Source organism: Pantoea sp. UYEF8 (assembly GCF_040546285.1).
GTDB lineage: Bacteria > Pseudomonadota > Gammaproteobacteria > Enterobacterales > Enterobacteriaceae > Pantoea > Pantoea brenneri.
Genome location: NZ_JBEPNM010000005.1, coordinates 99,269 through 115,993, shown reverse-complemented (window position 1 = coordinate 115,993; position 16,725 = coordinate 99,269). Strand labels below are relative to the sequence as shown.

Below are 16,725 nucleotides of genomic sequence, written 5' to 3'. Positions count from 1 at the left end.
CGAAATCCGAAAGCAATCTGTGCTACCGGGACAACAAAGTTATCCACAACAACAATTATAGCAGTGAATATTTTACACACAGATGACAGGAAGGGAAGAGGTAATACGTCCTCTGCATCCGGTCTTCGGCAGCAGAGGAGTATTATAACAAAAAAATGTTGCAGACGTTTACTGGGGCGTAAATCGGCGTAAATGTTGTACCGTCGCCAGCCAGGCGGCCACCCAGCCGATGATCGCGGCAATCAGTAATAACAGCAGCGCCTCATCCCAGGAGAATCCCTCCAGTGAGAAGGTAGTGCCGAATACGGTCGCCACGTGGGCCACCACCGACTGTAACCGCAGCACCAGCACTTCTGAAAGCACCAGCGACAGTACCGCGCCGCTGAAGCCCAGCAACGCGCCGCCATACAGGAAGGGCCGCAGGATAAAGCCATCGGTCGCACCAATCAGCTTTTGTACGTTGATGGTATCGCGACGGGCAAAGATGCTGAGCCGTACGCTGTTACCGATCACCAGGAACACCGCCACAATCATCAGCACGCCGATCATTGAGGCAATCTGCCCTACCAGCCCGGTCAGCGCCGCCAGCCGTGCGAACCAGCTGTCGTCCATCCGCACTTCATCTACGCCCTGCACTTTGGTGACCCGATCGCGCAGGCTCTGCATGGTGTCGGAATTCTGGAAATTGAGCTTCGGCGTGATAATCGCCACCGCAGGCAGCGGATTCTGCTCCAGCATATCCATCGCACCGCCAAAGCCTGACCAGTTGCGGAACTCGTTGAGCGCCTCTTCCCGCGTCAGGTAATTGACGTTATCCACGCCATCAACCTGTTTGAGCTGCGCCACCACGTTTTCCGCGGCAGTGTCATCCAGAGCTTTGTCGAGATAGACCGTCAGTTGCGGTGCCGGATACCACTGCGTCGCCGCCTGACTGACGTTTTTCCACACCATATAGCAGACGCTTGGCAGGGTCAGCGAAATGGCGATTACCATCACCGTCAGTAGCGTCGCCAGCGGCTGACGCCACATGTCAGACAGCGTACCGCGCAGCGCGTAGCGCCACTGTTCCTGCCAGCCGCCTTTCAGCGCTTTGCTTTTTGACGGCTGCTGCTTCGCTTTCTGCGCCGTCGGGCGTTTATTGCGTTTATTGACCATCGTGGCCTCCGTGCAGGCGTCCCTGGTTCAGCGTCATGACGCGGTAGTTACGACGGGCGATTAAGCCGTTGTCGTGCGTCGCCATTAATACCGTGACGCCAACGCGGTTGAACTCTTCGAACAGCCGCAGAATGTCTTCCGACAGCGCTTCATCAAGGTTACCGGTTGGTTCATCCGCCAGCAGCACCGCCGGTTTGTTTACCACCGCACGGGCGATACCGACACGCTGCTGTTCACCGCCTGACAGCTGAATCGGGTAACTTTTCGCTTTGTCGAGCAGGCCGACTTTATCCAGCGCTGCTGAGACACGACGACGGATATCTTCGCCGCTGGCACCGGAGATAATCAGCGGGATCGCCACGTTGTCATACACCGAACGATCCATCAGCAGGTGGTGATCCTGAAAGATCATGCCAATCTGACGGCGCAGGAAAGGCACTTCACTGTTACGCAAGCGGGAAATATCGTGGCCGCTAAACCAGATTTGTCCGGCACTCGGACGCTCAATGCCACAAATCAGCTTCAGCAACGTACTTTTACCGGCACCGGAGTGGCCGGTCAGGAACGCCATTTCGCCGGGACGCAGATGGAAATCCACCCCCTGCAGTGCCTGACGTCCGCCGAGATATGCCTTACTGACCTCTTCAAAGCGAATCATCCTAATTAGTCCTCTCGGGCAAACAGTGCCTCAATAAAATCTTCCGCCTTAAACGGCCGTAAATCCTCGATGCCTTCCCCGACACCGATATAGCGAATCGGAATACCGAACTGATCGGCGACCGAGAAGATCACACCGCCCTTGGCCGTGCCATCCAGCTTGGTCAGCGCGATACCGGTTAAGCCAACCGCTTCATGGAACAGTCTGGCCTGGCTGACCGCATTCTGCCCGGTGCTGGCGTCAAGCGTCAGCATCACTTCATGCGGCGCATCTTCGTCCAGCTTCTTCATTACGCGGGTGATTTTCTTCAGCTCTTCCATCAGGTGTGATTTGTTCTGCAGACGACCGGCGGTATCCGCGATCAGAACATCCACACCGCGTGATTTGGCTGCCTGAATCGCATCGAAGATCACCGAAGCGGAATCCGCACCGGTATGCTGGGCAATCACCGGAATATTATTGCGCTGGCCCCAGACCTGCAGCTGCTCTACCGCAGCGGCACGGAAGGTGTCGCCGGCAGCCAGCATCACCGATTTGCCCTCGGCCTGATACTGACGCGCCAGTTTGCCGATGGTGGTGGTTTTACCCACACCGTTGACGCCAACCATCAGGATGACAAACGGCGTTTTGCCGGAGACATCCAGCGGCGCATCGACTTTGGCCAGAATCGAGGCCATTTCGGCTTTCAGCAAGCCGTAGAGCGCTTCTGCGTCACGCAGCTGCTTACGGTTCGCCTGTTGAGTCAGGTGAGTAATGATGCGGCGGGTCGTATCGACGCCGACGTCGGCAATCAGTAACTGCTCTTCCAGCTCATCAAACAGGTCATCATCAATCTTTTTGCCACGGAACAGGCTGATAAAACCGGAACCGAGGTTCTGACGGGTTTTCACCAGGCTGCGCTTCAGGCGGGCAAAGAAGCCCTCCTTGCTGGGACGTTCCTGCTCCTGCGTGATGATTGGCGCAGCGGCTAACGGCAGATCGCTGACGGTATCCGGCACGACATCGGCTTCTTCGCTTTCTGCCAGCGCCAGCGCGTCCAGCTCTTCATCGCTCAGCGGCGCGTCGGCCGGTGGCGTTTCGATGATCTCTGCCTCGCCCAGTGCCAGCGCGTCCAGCTCTTCGTCGCTCAGCGGCGCGTCGGCCGGTGGCGTTTCGATGATCTCCGCATCGCCCAGTGCCAGCGCTTCCAGCTCTTCGTCGCTCAGCGGCGCGTCGGCCGGTGGCGTTTCGATGATCTCCGCCTCGCCCAGTGCCAGCGCTTCCAGCTCTTCGTCGCTCAGCGGCGCGTCGGCCTGATGCAGTTCAGCATCAGCCGCTGGTGTGATAACGGCATCAGCCTCGACGACCGGGGCAACGTCAGCCTCCGGCCCCCTCGCCGTTTCCAGTAAGGCTTCCGGGTCAGCCTGAATCGGCTCCGGCTCCGCCAGGGCTTCCGGCGCGGCTTCGTGTGGCGCAGCGGCCGTCACATCCGCATCACGCTGCTGTCCGGCCACCGTTTCGGTGATGGCGACAGTCTCTTCCGCTTGCGCTTCAGCCTGCGTTAAGGTTGCGGCTTGCTGCTCTGACTGCGGCTGAGCAGACTCAGCCGCCTGCTGCGCCTGCTCTTCCGCAGAGGGTTGCTTCTCTTCTTCTTTGCCAAATCCCAGCCAGGAAAAAAAGCCACGTTTTTTCTCTTTTGCCATTGTGTGACTACACTCCTCGATGGCTTTGTCCCGGTCGCACGTCGTTTCCAGGGGTGAATCAATTAAAATTGGCTAACGCCAGACCGGCGTAAAACCGCAGAATACTGCATGACTTCAGCAACTCAGTAGTCTAACACTTTCCAGCCAGCTCACCACAGCACCCTTTTTTAACGTTTCTTCTCACCGATTCGCCCGTTAAACTACGCAACAAATTATGACGAGTTGTGAGCAAGATGACTAAAAACCCCCGCAGTACCGGCGGTGCCGGCCAGATCCGCATCATCGGCGGACAATGGCGCGGACGCAAATTGCCGGTGCCCGATAGTGCCGGACTGCGCCCGACCACCGATCGGGTTCGTGAAACGCTGTTTAACTGGCTGGCGCCGGTACTGCCCGACGCACGTTGTCTCGACTGTTTCGCCGGCAGCGGCGCGTTAGGTCTGGAAGCGCTGTCGCGTTACGCTGGATCGGCTACGCTACTGGAGCTGGAGCGTCCGGTGGCACAGCAACTGATGAAGAATCTGCAGACGCTGAACGCCAGCAACGGCAAAGTGATTCAGACCAATGCCCTGAGCTTTCTGGCTCAGCCGGGCCAACCGTTTGACGTGGTGTTTATCGATCCGCCGTTTCGTCAGGGCCTGCTGGAACAGACGCTGCAGCTGCTGGAACAGAATCACTGGCTGGCAGACGAGGCGCTGATCTACGTCGAAAGTGAAGTGGAGAATGGCGCGCCGCCGGTGCCGCCAGAGTGGAACCTTTATCGCGAGAAAATAGCCGGACAAGTGGCTTATCGTTTATATCAACGTCAACTGGAGACGCAGGATGTTACTTAATTTGGGGCGTCTGTTGATGCTGTGCGTATGGGGTTTTTTGCTGGTTAACGTGGTCCATCCCTACCCGAAACCGCTGACCTACTTCATTAATGTCGCGCTGTTTTTCATGATCATGATGCACGGCCTGCAGCTGGTGTTACTGCGTGTAACGCAGACCAAAGATGCCCCGCCAATCAACCGCCTTACCCAGGTGAAAGTGTTTGTGTTCGGCGTATTTGAGCTGGTCGCCTGGCAGAAAAAGCACTTCCCGCGGAAAAAGTAGTCTTCAGAGCGGGCACCCTGCCCGCTGATTACTGCGCTGGCGTAAAGCTGATAAAGCGCGTCCCCTGCATTTTTAATTCGCCCTTCGCCCCTTTATCCAGCTGATGATACTGCGCTTCCTGAAGCTGCACTTTAATGTCGCTGGCACCGTTAAGCGGATGAAACAGCGCTTCGTAGCGCATCTCTTCTCCGGCAATCACTTCACGCTGACGTGAGCGGCGATTGGGTGCCGGAAACTCCCGTTTGGTTTTAACCTGTGCCGTCAGGGATCGCACCGGAGAGGCGTCATTGACGGCGGTTTCCCGGCGCTGCTTGATGAACTGACGGGTTGCCAGCACGGCGATAATTGCCAGAACGATAATAAAGATTAGCGGTGGTTTGCTCATAATTCTCTCGGGCTTAAAGGGTGCGGATGGCGTTAACTGCGCGGCAAAGCATACAACCAGAGTTGCCTGATTGTCACATCGTCGGGACGTAACCTAAACTGGAAGGGATATTTTGGGATCTTTCACCATTTTGGTTAAAAAAGGGAGAAACAATGCTCTGGTCTTTCCTCGCTGTACTTTTCTCCGGCTGGCTCTACGTTGATGCCACCTATCGCGGTCCGCAATGGCAACGCTGGCTGTTTAAACCGGTCACACTGTTGCTGCTGGTCGGCCTGGCCTGGCAGGCTCCGACGCTGAATACCACTGACTATCTGATTCTGGCCGGCCTGATCGCCACGCTGGTCGGTGATGCGCTAACGCTATTGCCCCGTCAGCAGATGCTCTATGCGATTGGCGCATTTTTCCTGTCGCATCTGCTGTATACCCTCTGTTTTGCCGCCAGCATGACCATGACCTTTTTCTGGCCGATCCCGCTGACGCTGCTGATTATCGGCGTGGTGCTGATTGGCATTCTGTGGAGCAGACTGGAAGATCTGCGCTGGCCGATCTGTACTTTTATCGGCATGACGCTGGTGATGACCTGGATCGCTACTGAGCAATACTTCTTCCGCCCTACCGATTACAGCTTCTCAATCATGGTCGGTGCAGGTCTGCTGCTGCTGGCTAACATTGTCTGGTTTATCAGCCACTATCGCCGTCGTTTCAGTGCCGACAGCGCTATCGTTGCGGCCTGCTACTTTGCCGGTCACTTTATGATTGTCCGTTCACTGTGGGTGATTTAAAAAATTGACCTTGACTCTGGAGTTCACTCCAGAGTGTAGGATAGCGGGATGGACAGCTTCGTCCATCCCTTTTCCGGAGGTCATATGCATCAACATCACGCCTGTGGCTGCGGCAAACCGCGTGCCAGCCACGCCGCAGCCAAACCCCTGTGCCAGATCCCTCAGTCCCGTCCCCTGACGCTCTCTATTCATGCCGCAACTCCGGTCACGCCGGATAGTGCGGGCTGCTGCTGCGACAGTAACAGCAGTCCCGGCAACGACGCCGATGAGGAAAGTGACCGACGACGCGTCGGCACTCTACCTTATAGCTGGCAGGTCAGCGGGATGGATTGTCCCGGCTGCGCCCGCAGCATTGAAACCGCAGTTCAGCAGGTCGCGGGCGTCACCGAGGCGCGCGTCCTGTTCAGCAGTGAAAAACTGGTGGTCAATGCGGACAGCGACGTGCGCCAGGCGGTGGAGCAGGCGGTCAAAAAAGCCGGCTTCCAGCTCAGTACGCAGACCGAAACGGCAGCCGATGGCCCACGCTGGCAGCATAACCGCATGCTGATTGCGCTGGCGCTGCTGGTGCTCGCCAGCAGCCTGCTCAGCCATTTCGCGCCGCTGTGGGGAGATCGCCTGTTTATTGTCACTACCCTGATCGGCCTGTTTCCGGTGGCGCGCAGCGCCTGGCAACGGCTGCGCAGCGGCTCGCCTTTCACCATCGAAACCCTGATGACGCTGGCCTCAGCGGGTGCGCTGATCATCGGCGCTCACGCCGAAGCAGCGATGGTGCTGGTGCTGTTTCAGCTTGGCGAACAGCTCGAAAGCTATGCCGCCTCGCGGGCGCGCAGTGGCGTGACCCGCCTGATGGCGCTGCGGCCGGAATCGGCGGTCCGTCTTGAGCAGGGTCGGCGCAGCGACGTGCCACTGGCTGCGCTGCAGCCCGGCGATCAGATTGAAGTGTCAGCCGGCAGTCGCCTGCCGGTCGATGGCCGCTTAATCACGCCGCTCGCCAGCTTTGATGAAAGCGCGTTAACCGGCGAGTCGCTGCCGGTGACGCGCAGCAGCGGCGAAAAAATACTGGCCGGTGCCACCAGCATTGACCGGCTGGTCACGCTGGAAGTGGTATCGAAACCGGGCGAAAGCGCGATTGACCGGATACTGCAGCTGATTGAAGAAGCAGAAACCCACCGCGCCCCGGTTGAGCGCTTTATCGATCGGTTCAGCCGTCTCTATACGCCGTTGGTGATGCTGCTGTCGCTGCTGGTGATGGTGGTGCCCCCGCTGCTCGGCGCGGGAGAATGGCAGCCGTGGATCTACAAGGGCCTGACCTTACTGCTGATTGGCTGCCCCTGTGCACTGGTGATTTCCACGCCGGCGGCGATTACCTCCGGGCTGGCTGCCGCTGCACGTCAGGGCGCGCTGATCAAAGGCGGCGCGGCCTTAGAACGTCTGAGTTCCCTGCGCATGATGGCGTTCGATAAAACCGGCACCCTGACCGTTGGCAAGCCGCAGCTCACCGGGATTCTGCGCTTTGGCGAGACCGGCGAGGCAGAGATGCTGGCGCTCAGCGCGGCGGTTGAACAGGGCGCGACGCATCCACTGGCCAGTGCGATTGTGGCGGCGGCGGCGGCACGCAATCTGGCCATCCCGGCCGCCCGCGATCAGCAGATTCAGGCGGGACGGGGCATTACGGCGGTGGTCAATGGCCAGCCGATCCGGTTGCTGACGCCCACGCAGATGACCGGACTGACGGCGCAGCAAACCGAACAGATCACCCAGCGTGAAGCAGCAGGTGAAACGGTGGTGTTGCTGACCCGCAATGGCGAGGCGCTGGGCGCGCTGGCCTTGCGCGATCAGCTGCGCAGCGATGCGATCGCCGCATTACAGGCGCTGAAAAAACTGGGCATTGAGAGTCTGATGCTGACCGGCGACAACCCGCGTGCAGCGGCAGCCATCGCCCGGCAACTGGGCATTGAGTACCGTGCCAGCCTGTTACCGGCCGACAAGGTGGCGGCGATAGCAGAACTGAGTCAGCAGCAGCCGCTGGCGATGGTCGGGGATGGCATTAACGATGCGCCGGCGATGAAAGCGGCGACGCTGGGGATCGCGATGGGCAGCGGCACCGACGTTGCGCTGGAGGCGGCCGATGCCGCGCTGACGCGCAATCAGCTCAGCAATCTGGCACCGATGATTGTACTGGCGCGCCGTACGCGCCGCATCATTCGTCAGAACCTGACCATTGCGCTGGGGCTGAAGGCGGTATTTCTGGTCACGACCCTGCTGGGACTGACCGGATTGTGGCTGGCGGTGCTGGCGGATTCCGGCGCAACGGCGCTGGTCACCGCTAACGCGCTGCGATTACTGCGCAACCGAAGCTGAAGACGAGCGGCCGGTCAGATGACGGGCCGCGCTGCCAATGGGCACCCAGCGTTACTCCGCCATCCCTTTCTGGATCAGGAACTGATAAGGCAGGTTATCGGTCTGCTGCGCCAGCAGGCGATGCTCCATAAAGCGGCAGAAGCCGGGAATATCGCGGGTGGTGGCCGGATCGTCGGCAATGATCAACAGCGTATCGCCATCCTGCAGGCTGCGAACGGTTTTGCGCACCATCATCACCGGCTCCGGACAACGCAGGCCACGGGCATCCAGTTGATGGTCGGCAGAGGAAAAAGCATCGCTCATAATGGACTCGGTTCAGGTTTGGGGCGCTCATTCTAGCGCGTGGTGCCGTTGACGCAAGGCGATAACGATTGCGCTAAAATTAACCATTGCATAAATAGCACAACGCGGTAAGATGCCGCCGCTTTTTGCTCATAAAACTGCCAGGCGCTGCCCGAACGGCGTCCCGCAATGGGTTCCCTCACCCCAACATTAAAAAGGTTGATTATGCTCGCATTCTCTTCGCGTCAGCGCATGCACGCGCTGTTCTGGTTATCGCTGTTTCACCTGCTGGTGATCACCTCCAGTAACTACCTGGTGCAGCTGCCGATTTCCATTTTCGGCTTCCACACCACCTGGGGCGCGTTCAGCTTCCCGTTTATCTTCCTGGCAACCGATCTGACCGTGCGCATCTTTGGCGCGCCGCTGGCCCGACGCATTATTCTGGCGGTGATGATCCCGGCGCTGTTTATCTCCTATGCCGTTTCTTCGCTCTATTATCAGGGTCAGTGGCAGGGCTGGGCGGCACTGGAACAGGTGAATCTGTTTGTCGCGCGTATCGCCTGCGCCAGCTTTATGGCTTACGCCCTGGGTCAGATCCTCGACGTGCACGTCTTCAACCGTCTGCGCGCCCTGCCGCAATGGTGGATCGCTCCAGGCTGCGCCATGTTCCTCGGCAACATCAGCGATACGCTGGCCTTTTTCTTCATCGCCTTTTATAAAAGCCCTGATGCGTTTATGGCCCAGCACTGGGTGGAGATCGCCCTGGTTGACTACAGCTTCAAAGTGCTGATCTGCATGGTGTTCTTCCTGCCGGCCTACGGCGTATTGCTCAATGCCGCGCTGAAACGCCTGGCTGAGCGCCGTGCCACCAGCCAGATAAATTTCGGCTAACCCGCCATACCGATTTACGCCATTACCCGCTAAGATCTGCTGACAATCATCAGGTTGCGTTTGCAACCTGATTCCTGTTGTATTAACGGCTGACTGGAAACTTAAAAAAGGGATTCTGATGCGCAACCTGGTGAAATATGTAGGAATGGGCTTACTGGTGCTGGGCTTAGCCGCCTGTGACCAGAAGAAAGATGACGCGGCGAATGACAACGGCGTCAGCGCCAGTCAGTCGGCGCAGACCGTGACGCTGATGGATGGCAAACTGAGCTTCTCGCTGCCGCCGGGCATGTCGGACAAGAGCGGCAAGCTCGGTTCACAGACCACCAATATGCACGTGTATGCCGACGAAACCGGTGCGCGCGCGATTATTGTGATTGCCGGTGAGCCGACCAGTGATGGGCTGGACGTGCTGTCACAGCGTATGGAGCAGCAGCAGCGCAACCGCGATCCGCAACTGCAGGTGGTCTCGAACAAAGCGGTCACGCTGAAAGATCAGCCGGCACAGCAGCTGGATACGGTGATTTCTGCCAATAACCAGACCTCATGGTCATCGGTGATTCTGGCCAAAGTCGACGGCAAACTGGTGACGCTGCAGATTACCCTGCCAGGCGACAACCAGCAGCAGGCACAAAGCGATGCCGACAATATTGTGAAGAGTATTGCGCTGAAATAAGGCCGGGCGACTGCCCTGCTGGCTTGCGGCTTCCCCCATCTGGGGGAAGCCGGTTTATCTCACGGTTTCCCGCCTGCGCTTACAATCCTGCGTTCTCACGAATATATTTGCGCGCTTTCACCGCATATTCAAACGGGTTAGCCAGCGCCGGGTCCTGCTCCGCTTCCACCACCATCCAGCCTTTGTAGCCGTAATCGTCGAGGATTTTGAACACCGGTTTGAAATCGATCACGCCATCGCCCGGTACGGTGAAGGTGCCCTTTTTCACCCCTTCCAGGAAGGAGAGATGATTGTCGCGCACCTCGGCGACGACCTCGTCACGCACGTCTTTCAGGTGGACGTGGAAAATGCGCGGCAGATATTTTTCCAGCACCGCCAGCATCTTCTGCTGCGATCCCTCAGAGTAGTAGACGTGACCGGTGTCATACAGCAGGCCAACCTGATCGTCGGTCAGGGCCATAAAGCGGTCTATCTCTTCAGTCGTCTGAATACCGGTCCCCATATGGTGATGCAGCGTGACCCGCATCCCCTTCTCAGCCGCAATCCGCGCCAGTTCGTTATAGCCTTCTGCCGTCAGCTGCCACTCCTCATCACTGAACACCGGTTTCTGCTCAAACACCGCCAGCGTGGTGCCCTGAATACTTTTGCTCTGTTCTGAACAGCCAATCACCCGCGCACCCATCGCATGCAGGAAGTTCATGTGGTTAACGAACTCGTCGATGGTTTTAGCTTTGTCGCCGTTGGCAAAAAAGGTGCTGAACCAGGCGTTGCAGATCTCAATGCCGCGAATGTCGAGCATCGGTTTAAGAATCGCCGGATCGCGCGGATATTTACTGCCGACTTCGCTACCGGTAAAACCGGCCAGCGCCATCTCGCTCACCGTCTGCTGGAAGGTGTTCTCACTGCCGAGATCCGGCATGTCATCGTTGGTCCAGCCAATCGGGGCGATAGCCAGTTTTACATTGTCTTTGTTCATCATTTTATTCCTGAGCCGGGGCGGTCATCCCGCCTGTCTGGGCTGAATTAAGAGTAGAAAGCAGGACGTGGCGGCATCTCTACCGTTTCAATCGCACCGCTGTTTTGCGCTTTGATACAGGCATCGGCGGCCACTGAGGCGGCAAAGCCATCCCAGGCAGACGGACCGGTCAGCGTGCCCGCTTTCACGTCGTTGATGAACGCCTGCAGCTCCACGTCATACGCTTCGATAAACCGATCTTTCCAGTCAACCAGAATGGTGTTCGACAGTCGGGCATCTTTACGCAGCTGTACCGACGACGGCTCAGGCAACCGGGCAATGCCCTCTTCCCCAACCACTTCGCACTGGATGTCATAGCCATAGGCGCAGTTGACGAAGATCTCGACGTCGATGCGTACCCCTTTCTGGGTCTCAAACAGCACAATCTGCGGATCTTTCAGTTGGGCATGGGATTTTGAGGTGACGCGCGGGAAGACCACCTGCACCGTTTTATAATCGTCATTGGTCAGCCAGCGCAGCACGTCCAGTTCATGGATCAGCGTGTTGGTGATCGCCATCGGCGTGGTGTAATTTTCCGGCACGGTCGGGTTACGGTGCGCACAGTGCAGCATCAGCGGCTCGCCAATATCCCCGTCGGTAATCACTTTTTTCAGCGCGCGGTAGCCAGCATCGTAAGGGCGCATAAAGCCGACCTGCACCAGCCGTTTGCCGGCCTGGATTTCAGCGTCCACCACCCGGCGACAGCCTTCGGCGCTCATCGCCAGCGGCTTCTCACAGAACACCGGTTTGCCCGCGGCAATCGCAGCTAAGGTGAACTCTTCGTGGGTCGGGTCCCATGACGTCACCAGCACCGCATCCACCTCTGGTGACTGGATCACGTCATGTCCGTTCTGGAACACTTGCGCCTCGATGTTCAGGCGCTGCAGCGCAGCGCGCGCGCCGTCAACGTTGATATCCGAGACGGCAACCACCTGTGCGCCCTGCAACACGTGGTTGCAGCGGCGAATATGTTCCTGACCAATTGCACCTGTACCGATGACGCCAAGTTTCAAAGTCATAATTACACCTGTGTAGGGTTCGTGCTGAGATAAGAGGAAAGGGGCCGTGATCCGGCCCTGAAATTAGTATTTACGCGCCTGATCCAGATGGGTTTTCAGCTTATCCGCTACCGCCTGAACCCGTTCAGAATCGGAGGCCTGCGCGACGCCAACGTGCCACCAGCTGAAATATTTGTGGATCATGGTTTTCGGCAGCACTTTGATGTCGATAAGCGTGGAAACGGTCTGCGTTCTGGCATCTTCCAGCGCGGCTTTTAGCTGCTCCAGCGTGGTGACGCGGTAGGTTTTACAGCCGTAGCCTGCCGCGATGGCGGCGAAATCAACCGGCACGAAGCCCCCATCCAGCTTGCCACCTTCCGGATTACGGAAGCGGAACTCGGTGGTGAAGCTGTCCATTCCGTGTTCCATTTGCAGGTTATTGATGCAGCCGTTGGTCATGTTATCCAGCAGCACCACGTTGATCTTCGCCCCTTCCTGAATTGAGGTAACCAGCTCGGAATGCAGCATCATGAAAGAGCCATCGCCGACCAGCGCATAGACTTCTCGCTGCGGCTGCGCCAGTTTTGCGCCCAGCGCGGCGTTAACTTCATAACCCATACAGGAGTAGCCGTACTCCACGTGATAGGCGTTGTAATCTTTGGTGCGCCAGACGCGCTGCAGATCGCCGGGCAAGCTGCCCGCTGCCGCAACAATCACCGCCTCTTTGGGTAACTGTTCGTTCAGCGTGCCGAGCACGCTGCTTTGCGTCAGGACTGACTGGGTCAGGCGGTTGAACTCGGCGAATACCGCTTCACGATCGAGATGGTCGGCAATCTCCGGCACAAAGTCCTGTTGGTGATACTCCACCTGATAGACACGCTGAGTCTCTTTCAGCAGTTTGCTCTGCGCCTGTTCAATCTGGCTGCCCCAGTCGTTACTGTAATGCTGTGACGCCAGCGCAGCCGTCAGCGCGGTCAACCCTTCACGGGCATCGGCCAGCAGCTGTACGCCATCCAGCTTGTAGCTGTCGAAATTGCTGACGTTGATATTGAGGAAGCTGACGTCCGGATTCTGGAAAATCCATTTCGAGGCGGTGGTGAAGTCGGTGTAACGGGTACCAATACCGATGACTAAATCAGCCTCTTTTGCCAGCAGGTTGGCGGCCAGACAGCCGGTTTCACCGACGCCGCCGACGTTAAGCGGATGGTCGGAGATCACCGTGCCTTTGCCCGCCTGCGTTTCGGCAAACGGAATCTGATAACGCTCGGCGAACTGGCGCAGCGCCTCACCCGCTTCAGAGTATTTAACCCCGCCGCCACAGACGATCAGCGGCTTGCGCTTACGGCCGATCAGCGTCAGGGCATCGGCCAGCTGCGCCGCAACCGGCAGGCGACGATCCAGTCGGTGCACCCGCTTCTGGAAGAAATAGTCCGGGTAATCCCAGGCTTCACCCTGCACATCCTGCGGCAGCGACAGCGTTACCGCGCCGGTTTCGGCCGGATCGGTCAGCACGCGCAGGGCGTTAATGCAGGCCGACATCAGCTGTTCCGGACGGCTGACGCGGTCCCAGTATTTGCTGACGGCCCGGAAGGCGTCGTTGGTGCTGATGCTAAGATCGTAGCTCTGCTCAATCTGCTGCAAAACCGGATCGGGCTGGCGGGTAGCGAACACGTCGCCGGGCAACAGCAGCAGCGGAATACGGTTCGCGGTGGCGGTGGCAGCCGCGGTAATCATGTTGGCGGCACCGGGTCCGACTGACGAGCTGCAGGCGATGATCTGACGACGCAGTGACTGTTTAGCAAAGCCGGTGGCGGCATGCGCCATGCCCTGCTCATTGCGGCCCTGATACACAACCAGATCGCCGCTATCCTGCTCCAGCGCCTGTCCCATTCCCAGCACGTTGCCATGACCGAAAATGGCGAAGATGCCTTTTACAAACTTAGTCTCAACGCCATCAACATCAATGTATTGATTATCAAGAAATTTAACCAGCGCCTGTGCAGTGGTCAGTCTGATTGTGCCCATATGCTCTTCCTTTACATGCTGGTGGTACCTGACTCCGGTACAACGCGCCAGGCGAAGTCATACTGCGGAAAAGGCGACCGGTATAATTGAAACGTGAGGCGATTATAAACAAATATATTTTTCATAAAATACAATTACAGAAGAAACATTTCATTTTGCGAGTGAGATCAAATTTAGTGACGCTGCCGGGACTGACAGGCGATCCGGACCGGGTAAACTGGAACGTTTTATGGACATCATCGAATGATGAAAAAATTCATTTCACTTCAGCAGCTTCCTCTATTAATGGGGATATTCCTGCGATCTCTCTCACAACCCTGATATGCCGGGCGCCGTCAACCTGGCTCTGCCGATCGCTGAGTGGAATCAGGAGTTTTACCTGGTTCACAAAATCGCGATGGATATTTCATTTCATGTTGAACTTGGAATTTTTATTCCTCATACTGCCCTCATAGCCAATCAGGCACCTATAGACCCGGAAGCAAAGCGCGCGACGTCGGGCTTTTCGCCCGCAGTGTCTGCTAATCACAGAAGGAAACCACAGGTATGAGTACACAACAGAAGCGGCTTGATGTGATTTGTATCGGGCGCATCGCCGTTGATTTTTATGGTCAGCAGATCGGGGCGCGGCTGGAGGATGTCACCTCATTCGCCAAATATCTCGGGGGTTCCTCAGGCAACGTCGCCTATGGCACTGCGATTCAGGGCCTGAAATCGGCGATGCTGGCGCGGGTGGGAGATGAGCACAATGGTCGCTTTCTGCGCGAAGAGTTGCAGCGCGTCGGCTGTAATACCGATGCCTTAATCACCGACGAAAAACGCCTGACCGGCATGGTGATCCTCGGTATTAAAGATGAAGAGACTTTTCCGCTGATTTTCTACCGTGATAACTGCGCCGATATGGGCCTGGTACCGGACGACGTGCAGGAAGATTTTATCGCCTCTTCGCGCGCGGTCGCGGTGACCGGCACCCACTTATCCCACCCGCAGACCCGCGAAGCGGTGCTGAAAGCGCTGGTTATTGCCCGCCGCAACGGCCTGCGTACCGCACTGGATATCGATTATCGTCCGGTGCTGTGGGGACTGACCTCGCTCGGCGACGGTGAAACCCGTTTCATTGAATCGTCGCAGGTGACGCAACAGCTACAGGAAGTGGTGCATTATTTCGATTTAATCGTCGGTACCGAAGAAGAGTTTCATATTGCCGGTGGCAGCACCGATACGCTGACCGCCCTGAAGAACGTGCGTCAGGCCAGTCAGGCGACGCTGGTCTGCAAACGCGGTCCGCTGGGCTGCGTGGTGTTTGAAGGTGAGATCCCGGATAGCTGGGAACAGACCCGGCTGCACAGCGGGGTGCGGGTCGAAGTGCTAAACGTGCTGGGCGCAGGCGATGCGTTTATGTCCGGCCTGCTGCGTGGCTGGCTGAACGATGAAGGCTGGGAACAGGCATGCCGTTACGCCAACGCCTGCGGAGCGCTGGTGGTGTCACGCCACGGCTGCGCGCCCGCCATGCCCACCAAAGCGGAGCTGGATGATTTCCTGAGTCGCGATAAAGAGGTGAAACGGCCCGATCTCGACAGTCGCCTCAACCATCTGCACCGCGTGACCACCCGCAAACAGCAGTGGCCGGAACTGAACGTGTTCGCCTTTGACCATCGTAAACAGCTGGTGGATATGGCGCGCGAAGCGGGCGTCGATGAGAGCAAAATTCCACAGCTTAAACTGCTGCTGCTGAAAGCGGCCGAGGAAGCGGCGCAAACCGCCGGACTGGAGAACAAAAGCGGTATTCTGGCGGATACCACTTACGGCCAGAAAGCGCTGAATGCCATCACCGGTAAACAGTGGTGGATTGGTCGCCCGATTGAACTGCCGGGTTCGCGCCCACTGCGGCTGGAACATGGCAACATCGGCTCACAGCTAATCGACTGGCCAGCCGAACACGTCGTGAAATGCCTGGTGTTTTATCATCCGCACGACAGTGCCGAACTGCGTAAAGAGCAGGATGAGCAGGTACTGGATGTCTGGAACGGCTGTAACAAAAGTGGCCATGAACTGCTGCTGGAAGTGATTTTGCCGGAGAGCAACCCGGATCGTAATGAAGGTTACTATTTTGATATTCTCAGTCACTTCTACAGCCTCGGCATTCAGCCGGACTGGTGGAAACTGCCGCCGCTGCCGGCCGAAAGCTGGCAGGCGATCAGCGGATTGATCGAACAGCAGGACCCGCACTGCCGCGGCATTCTGTTACTCGGTCTGGACGCGCCGGAAGAGAAGCTCAAAGCTGGCTTCGCCGCTGCGGCGAAAGCGCCATGGGTAAAAGGCTTTGCTGTCGGCCGGACGATTTTTGGTCAGCCATCGCGCCAGTGGTTACAGGGCGAACTGGACGATCAGTCGCTGATCGACACCGTGAAAGGCAACTACCTGCGGCTGATTGAGTACTGGCGCGCCGCCCGCGCCTGATGCAGCCCGCCAGACGCCATCCTGCTCAGAGGGTGGCGTTTTTTTATGTCTTACACCGTCATCCTTCTGCTGTCGCCCGCCCTGCTATCCTCACTCTCCCCATCCTGACAGCCGCAAATCAGCGCCGTTTTATCCTTGTGCGCCACGAACCGCCTCTCCGGCTGGCCGCGCCGGGACATTCTGTGAAGCAATTCATAAAGCCATGAAATAAACCGCTCTGTTGACGCAAACAAATGAAATTTTCCATCCATCTGGTACTATAG

Annotated in this window: 15 protein-coding genes; 7 read left to right on the top strand and 8 right to left on the bottom strand. The window is 57.7% G+C overall.

Translation table 11 applies throughout. From position 1 onward, the window contains the following. Window positions 1-168: 168 nt before the first annotated feature. Genes ftsX through ftsY form a run of 3 tightly spaced genes read right to left on the bottom strand, consistent with a single transcriptional unit; the run spans window position 169 to window position 3,495 of the window. On the bottom strand, window positions 169-1,155 hold the full coding sequence (gene ftsX, locus ABIB18_RS11965; protein WP_046289368.1) for a permease-like cell division protein FtsX: 987 nt from the start codon (window positions 1,153-1,155) through the stop codon (window positions 169-171). Beyond that, window positions 1,145-1,813 carry a cell division ATP-binding protein FtsE gene (gene ftsE / locus ABIB18_RS11960; RefSeq protein ID WP_031376707.1) on the bottom strand — a complete coding sequence of 223 codons (669 nt, stop codon included), beginning with the start codon at window positions 1,811-1,813 and terminating at the stop codon, window positions 1,145-1,147. Before ftsE ends, ftsX begins: the two co-directional genes overlap by 11 nt. A gap of 5 nt (window positions 1,814-1,818) precedes the next feature. Continuing rightward, on the bottom strand, window positions 1,819-3,495 hold the full coding sequence (ftsY, locus tag ABIB18_RS11955) for a signal recognition particle-docking protein FtsY (RefSeq protein ID WP_354474192.1): 1,677 nt from the start codon (window positions 3,493-3,495) through the stop codon (window positions 1,819-1,821). A 233-nt stretch (window positions 3,496-3,728) separates the two neighbouring features. Between ftsY and rsmD the strand changes: the two genes are divergently transcribed. Together rsmD and ABIB18_RS11945 are read left to right on the top strand one after the other, a co-directional pair. Further along, window positions 3,729-4,328 carry a 16S rRNA (guanine(966)-N(2))-methyltransferase gene (gene rsmD, locus ABIB18_RS11950; protein WP_031375238.1) on the top strand — a complete coding sequence of 200 codons (600 nt, stop codon included), beginning with the start codon at window positions 3,729-3,731 and terminating at the stop codon, window positions 4,326-4,328. Then, window positions 4,318-4,590: a DUF1145 family protein gene (locus ABIB18_RS11945; RefSeq protein ID WP_354474191.1), complete on the top strand. Its 273-nt coding sequence runs from the start codon at window positions 4,318-4,320 to the stop codon at window positions 4,588-4,590. Before rsmD ends, ABIB18_RS11945 begins: the two co-directional genes overlap by 11 nt. A gap of 28 nt (window positions 4,591-4,618) precedes the next feature. Here ABIB18_RS11945 and ABIB18_RS11940 read toward each other — a convergent pair whose 3' ends face one another. Beyond that, window positions 4,619-4,975, bottom strand: coding sequence for a DUF2500 domain-containing protein (locus tag ABIB18_RS11940; RefSeq protein ID WP_031375240.1), 357 nt, complete (start codon window positions 4,973-4,975; stop codon window positions 4,619-4,621). A gap of 152 nt (window positions 4,976-5,127) precedes the next feature. Here ABIB18_RS11940 and ABIB18_RS11935 point away from each other — a divergent pair, with 152 nt between their 5' ends. Together ABIB18_RS11935 and ABIB18_RS11930 are read left to right on the top strand one after the other, a co-directional pair. Beyond that, complete coding sequence (locus ABIB18_RS11935; protein ID WP_031375241.1) at window positions 5,128-5,757, top strand: lysoplasmalogenase; 630 nt, start codon at window positions 5,128-5,130, stop codon at window positions 5,755-5,757. 84 nt (window positions 5,758-5,841) lie between these two features. After that, window positions 5,842-8,118 carry a zinc/cadmium/mercury/lead-transporting ATPase gene (locus tag ABIB18_RS11930; protein ID WP_354474190.1) on the top strand — a complete coding sequence of 759 codons (2,277 nt, stop codon included), beginning with the start codon at window positions 5,842-5,844 and terminating at the stop codon, window positions 8,116-8,118. A gap of 51 nt (window positions 8,119-8,169) precedes the next feature. Here the strand turns inward: ABIB18_RS11930 and tusA are convergent, their stop codons facing one another. After that, window positions 8,170-8,421 (bottom strand): sulfurtransferase TusA, encoded by a 252-nt coding sequence (gene tusA, locus ABIB18_RS11925; RefSeq protein ID WP_031375242.1) that lies wholly within the window; start codon window positions 8,419-8,421, stop codon window positions 8,170-8,172. A 204-nt stretch (window positions 8,422-8,625) separates the two neighbouring features. Here tusA and ABIB18_RS11920 point away from each other — a divergent pair, with 204 nt between their 5' ends. Both ABIB18_RS11920 and ABIB18_RS11915 read left to right on the top strand, forming a co-directional pair. After that, on the top strand, window positions 8,626-9,291 hold the full coding sequence (locus tag ABIB18_RS11920; RefSeq protein ID WP_031375243.1) for a 7-cyano-7-deazaguanine/7-aminomethyl-7-deazaguanine transporter: 666 nt from the start codon (window positions 8,626-8,628) through the stop codon (window positions 9,289-9,291). Between the two features lie 118 nt (window positions 9,292-9,409). Next, window positions 9,410-9,964 carry a DcrB family lipoprotein gene (locus ABIB18_RS11915; RefSeq protein ID WP_031375244.1) on the top strand — a complete coding sequence of 185 codons (555 nt, stop codon included), beginning with the start codon at window positions 9,410-9,412 and terminating at the stop codon, window positions 9,962-9,964. A gap of 79 nt (window positions 9,965-10,043) precedes the next feature. Here the strand turns inward: ABIB18_RS11915 and iolE are convergent, their stop codons facing one another. From iolE to iolD, 3 genes are all read right to left on the bottom strand, one after another. Then, window positions 10,044-10,940, bottom strand: a complete 897-nt coding sequence (gene iolE, locus ABIB18_RS11910) for a myo-inosose-2 dehydratase (protein WP_031375245.1) — start codon at window positions 10,938-10,940, stop codon at window positions 10,044-10,046. Window positions 10,941-10,987: 47 nt separating this feature from the next. Then, window positions 10,988-11,998, bottom strand: a complete 1,011-nt coding sequence (gene iolG / locus ABIB18_RS11905) for a bifunctional inositol 2-dehydrogenase/D-chiro-inositol 1-dehydrogenase (RefSeq protein ID WP_069729100.1) — start codon at window positions 11,996-11,998, stop codon at window positions 10,988-10,990. A gap of 63 nt (window positions 11,999-12,061) precedes the next feature. Next, window positions 12,062-14,002: a 3D-(3,5/4)-trihydroxycyclohexane-1,2-dione acylhydrolase (decyclizing) gene (gene iolD / locus ABIB18_RS11900; protein WP_312758837.1), complete on the bottom strand. Its 1,941-nt coding sequence runs from the start codon at window positions 14,000-14,002 to the stop codon at window positions 12,062-12,064. Window positions 14,003-14,548: 546 nt separating this feature from the next. Here iolD and ABIB18_RS11895 point away from each other — a divergent pair. Continuing rightward, complete coding sequence (locus ABIB18_RS11895) at window positions 14,549-16,462, top strand: bifunctional 5-dehydro-2-deoxygluconokinase/5-dehydro-2-deoxyphosphogluconate aldolase (RefSeq protein ID WP_354474189.1); 1,914 nt, start codon at window positions 14,549-14,551, stop codon at window positions 16,460-16,462. Window positions 16,463-16,725: the final 263 nt, after the last annotated feature.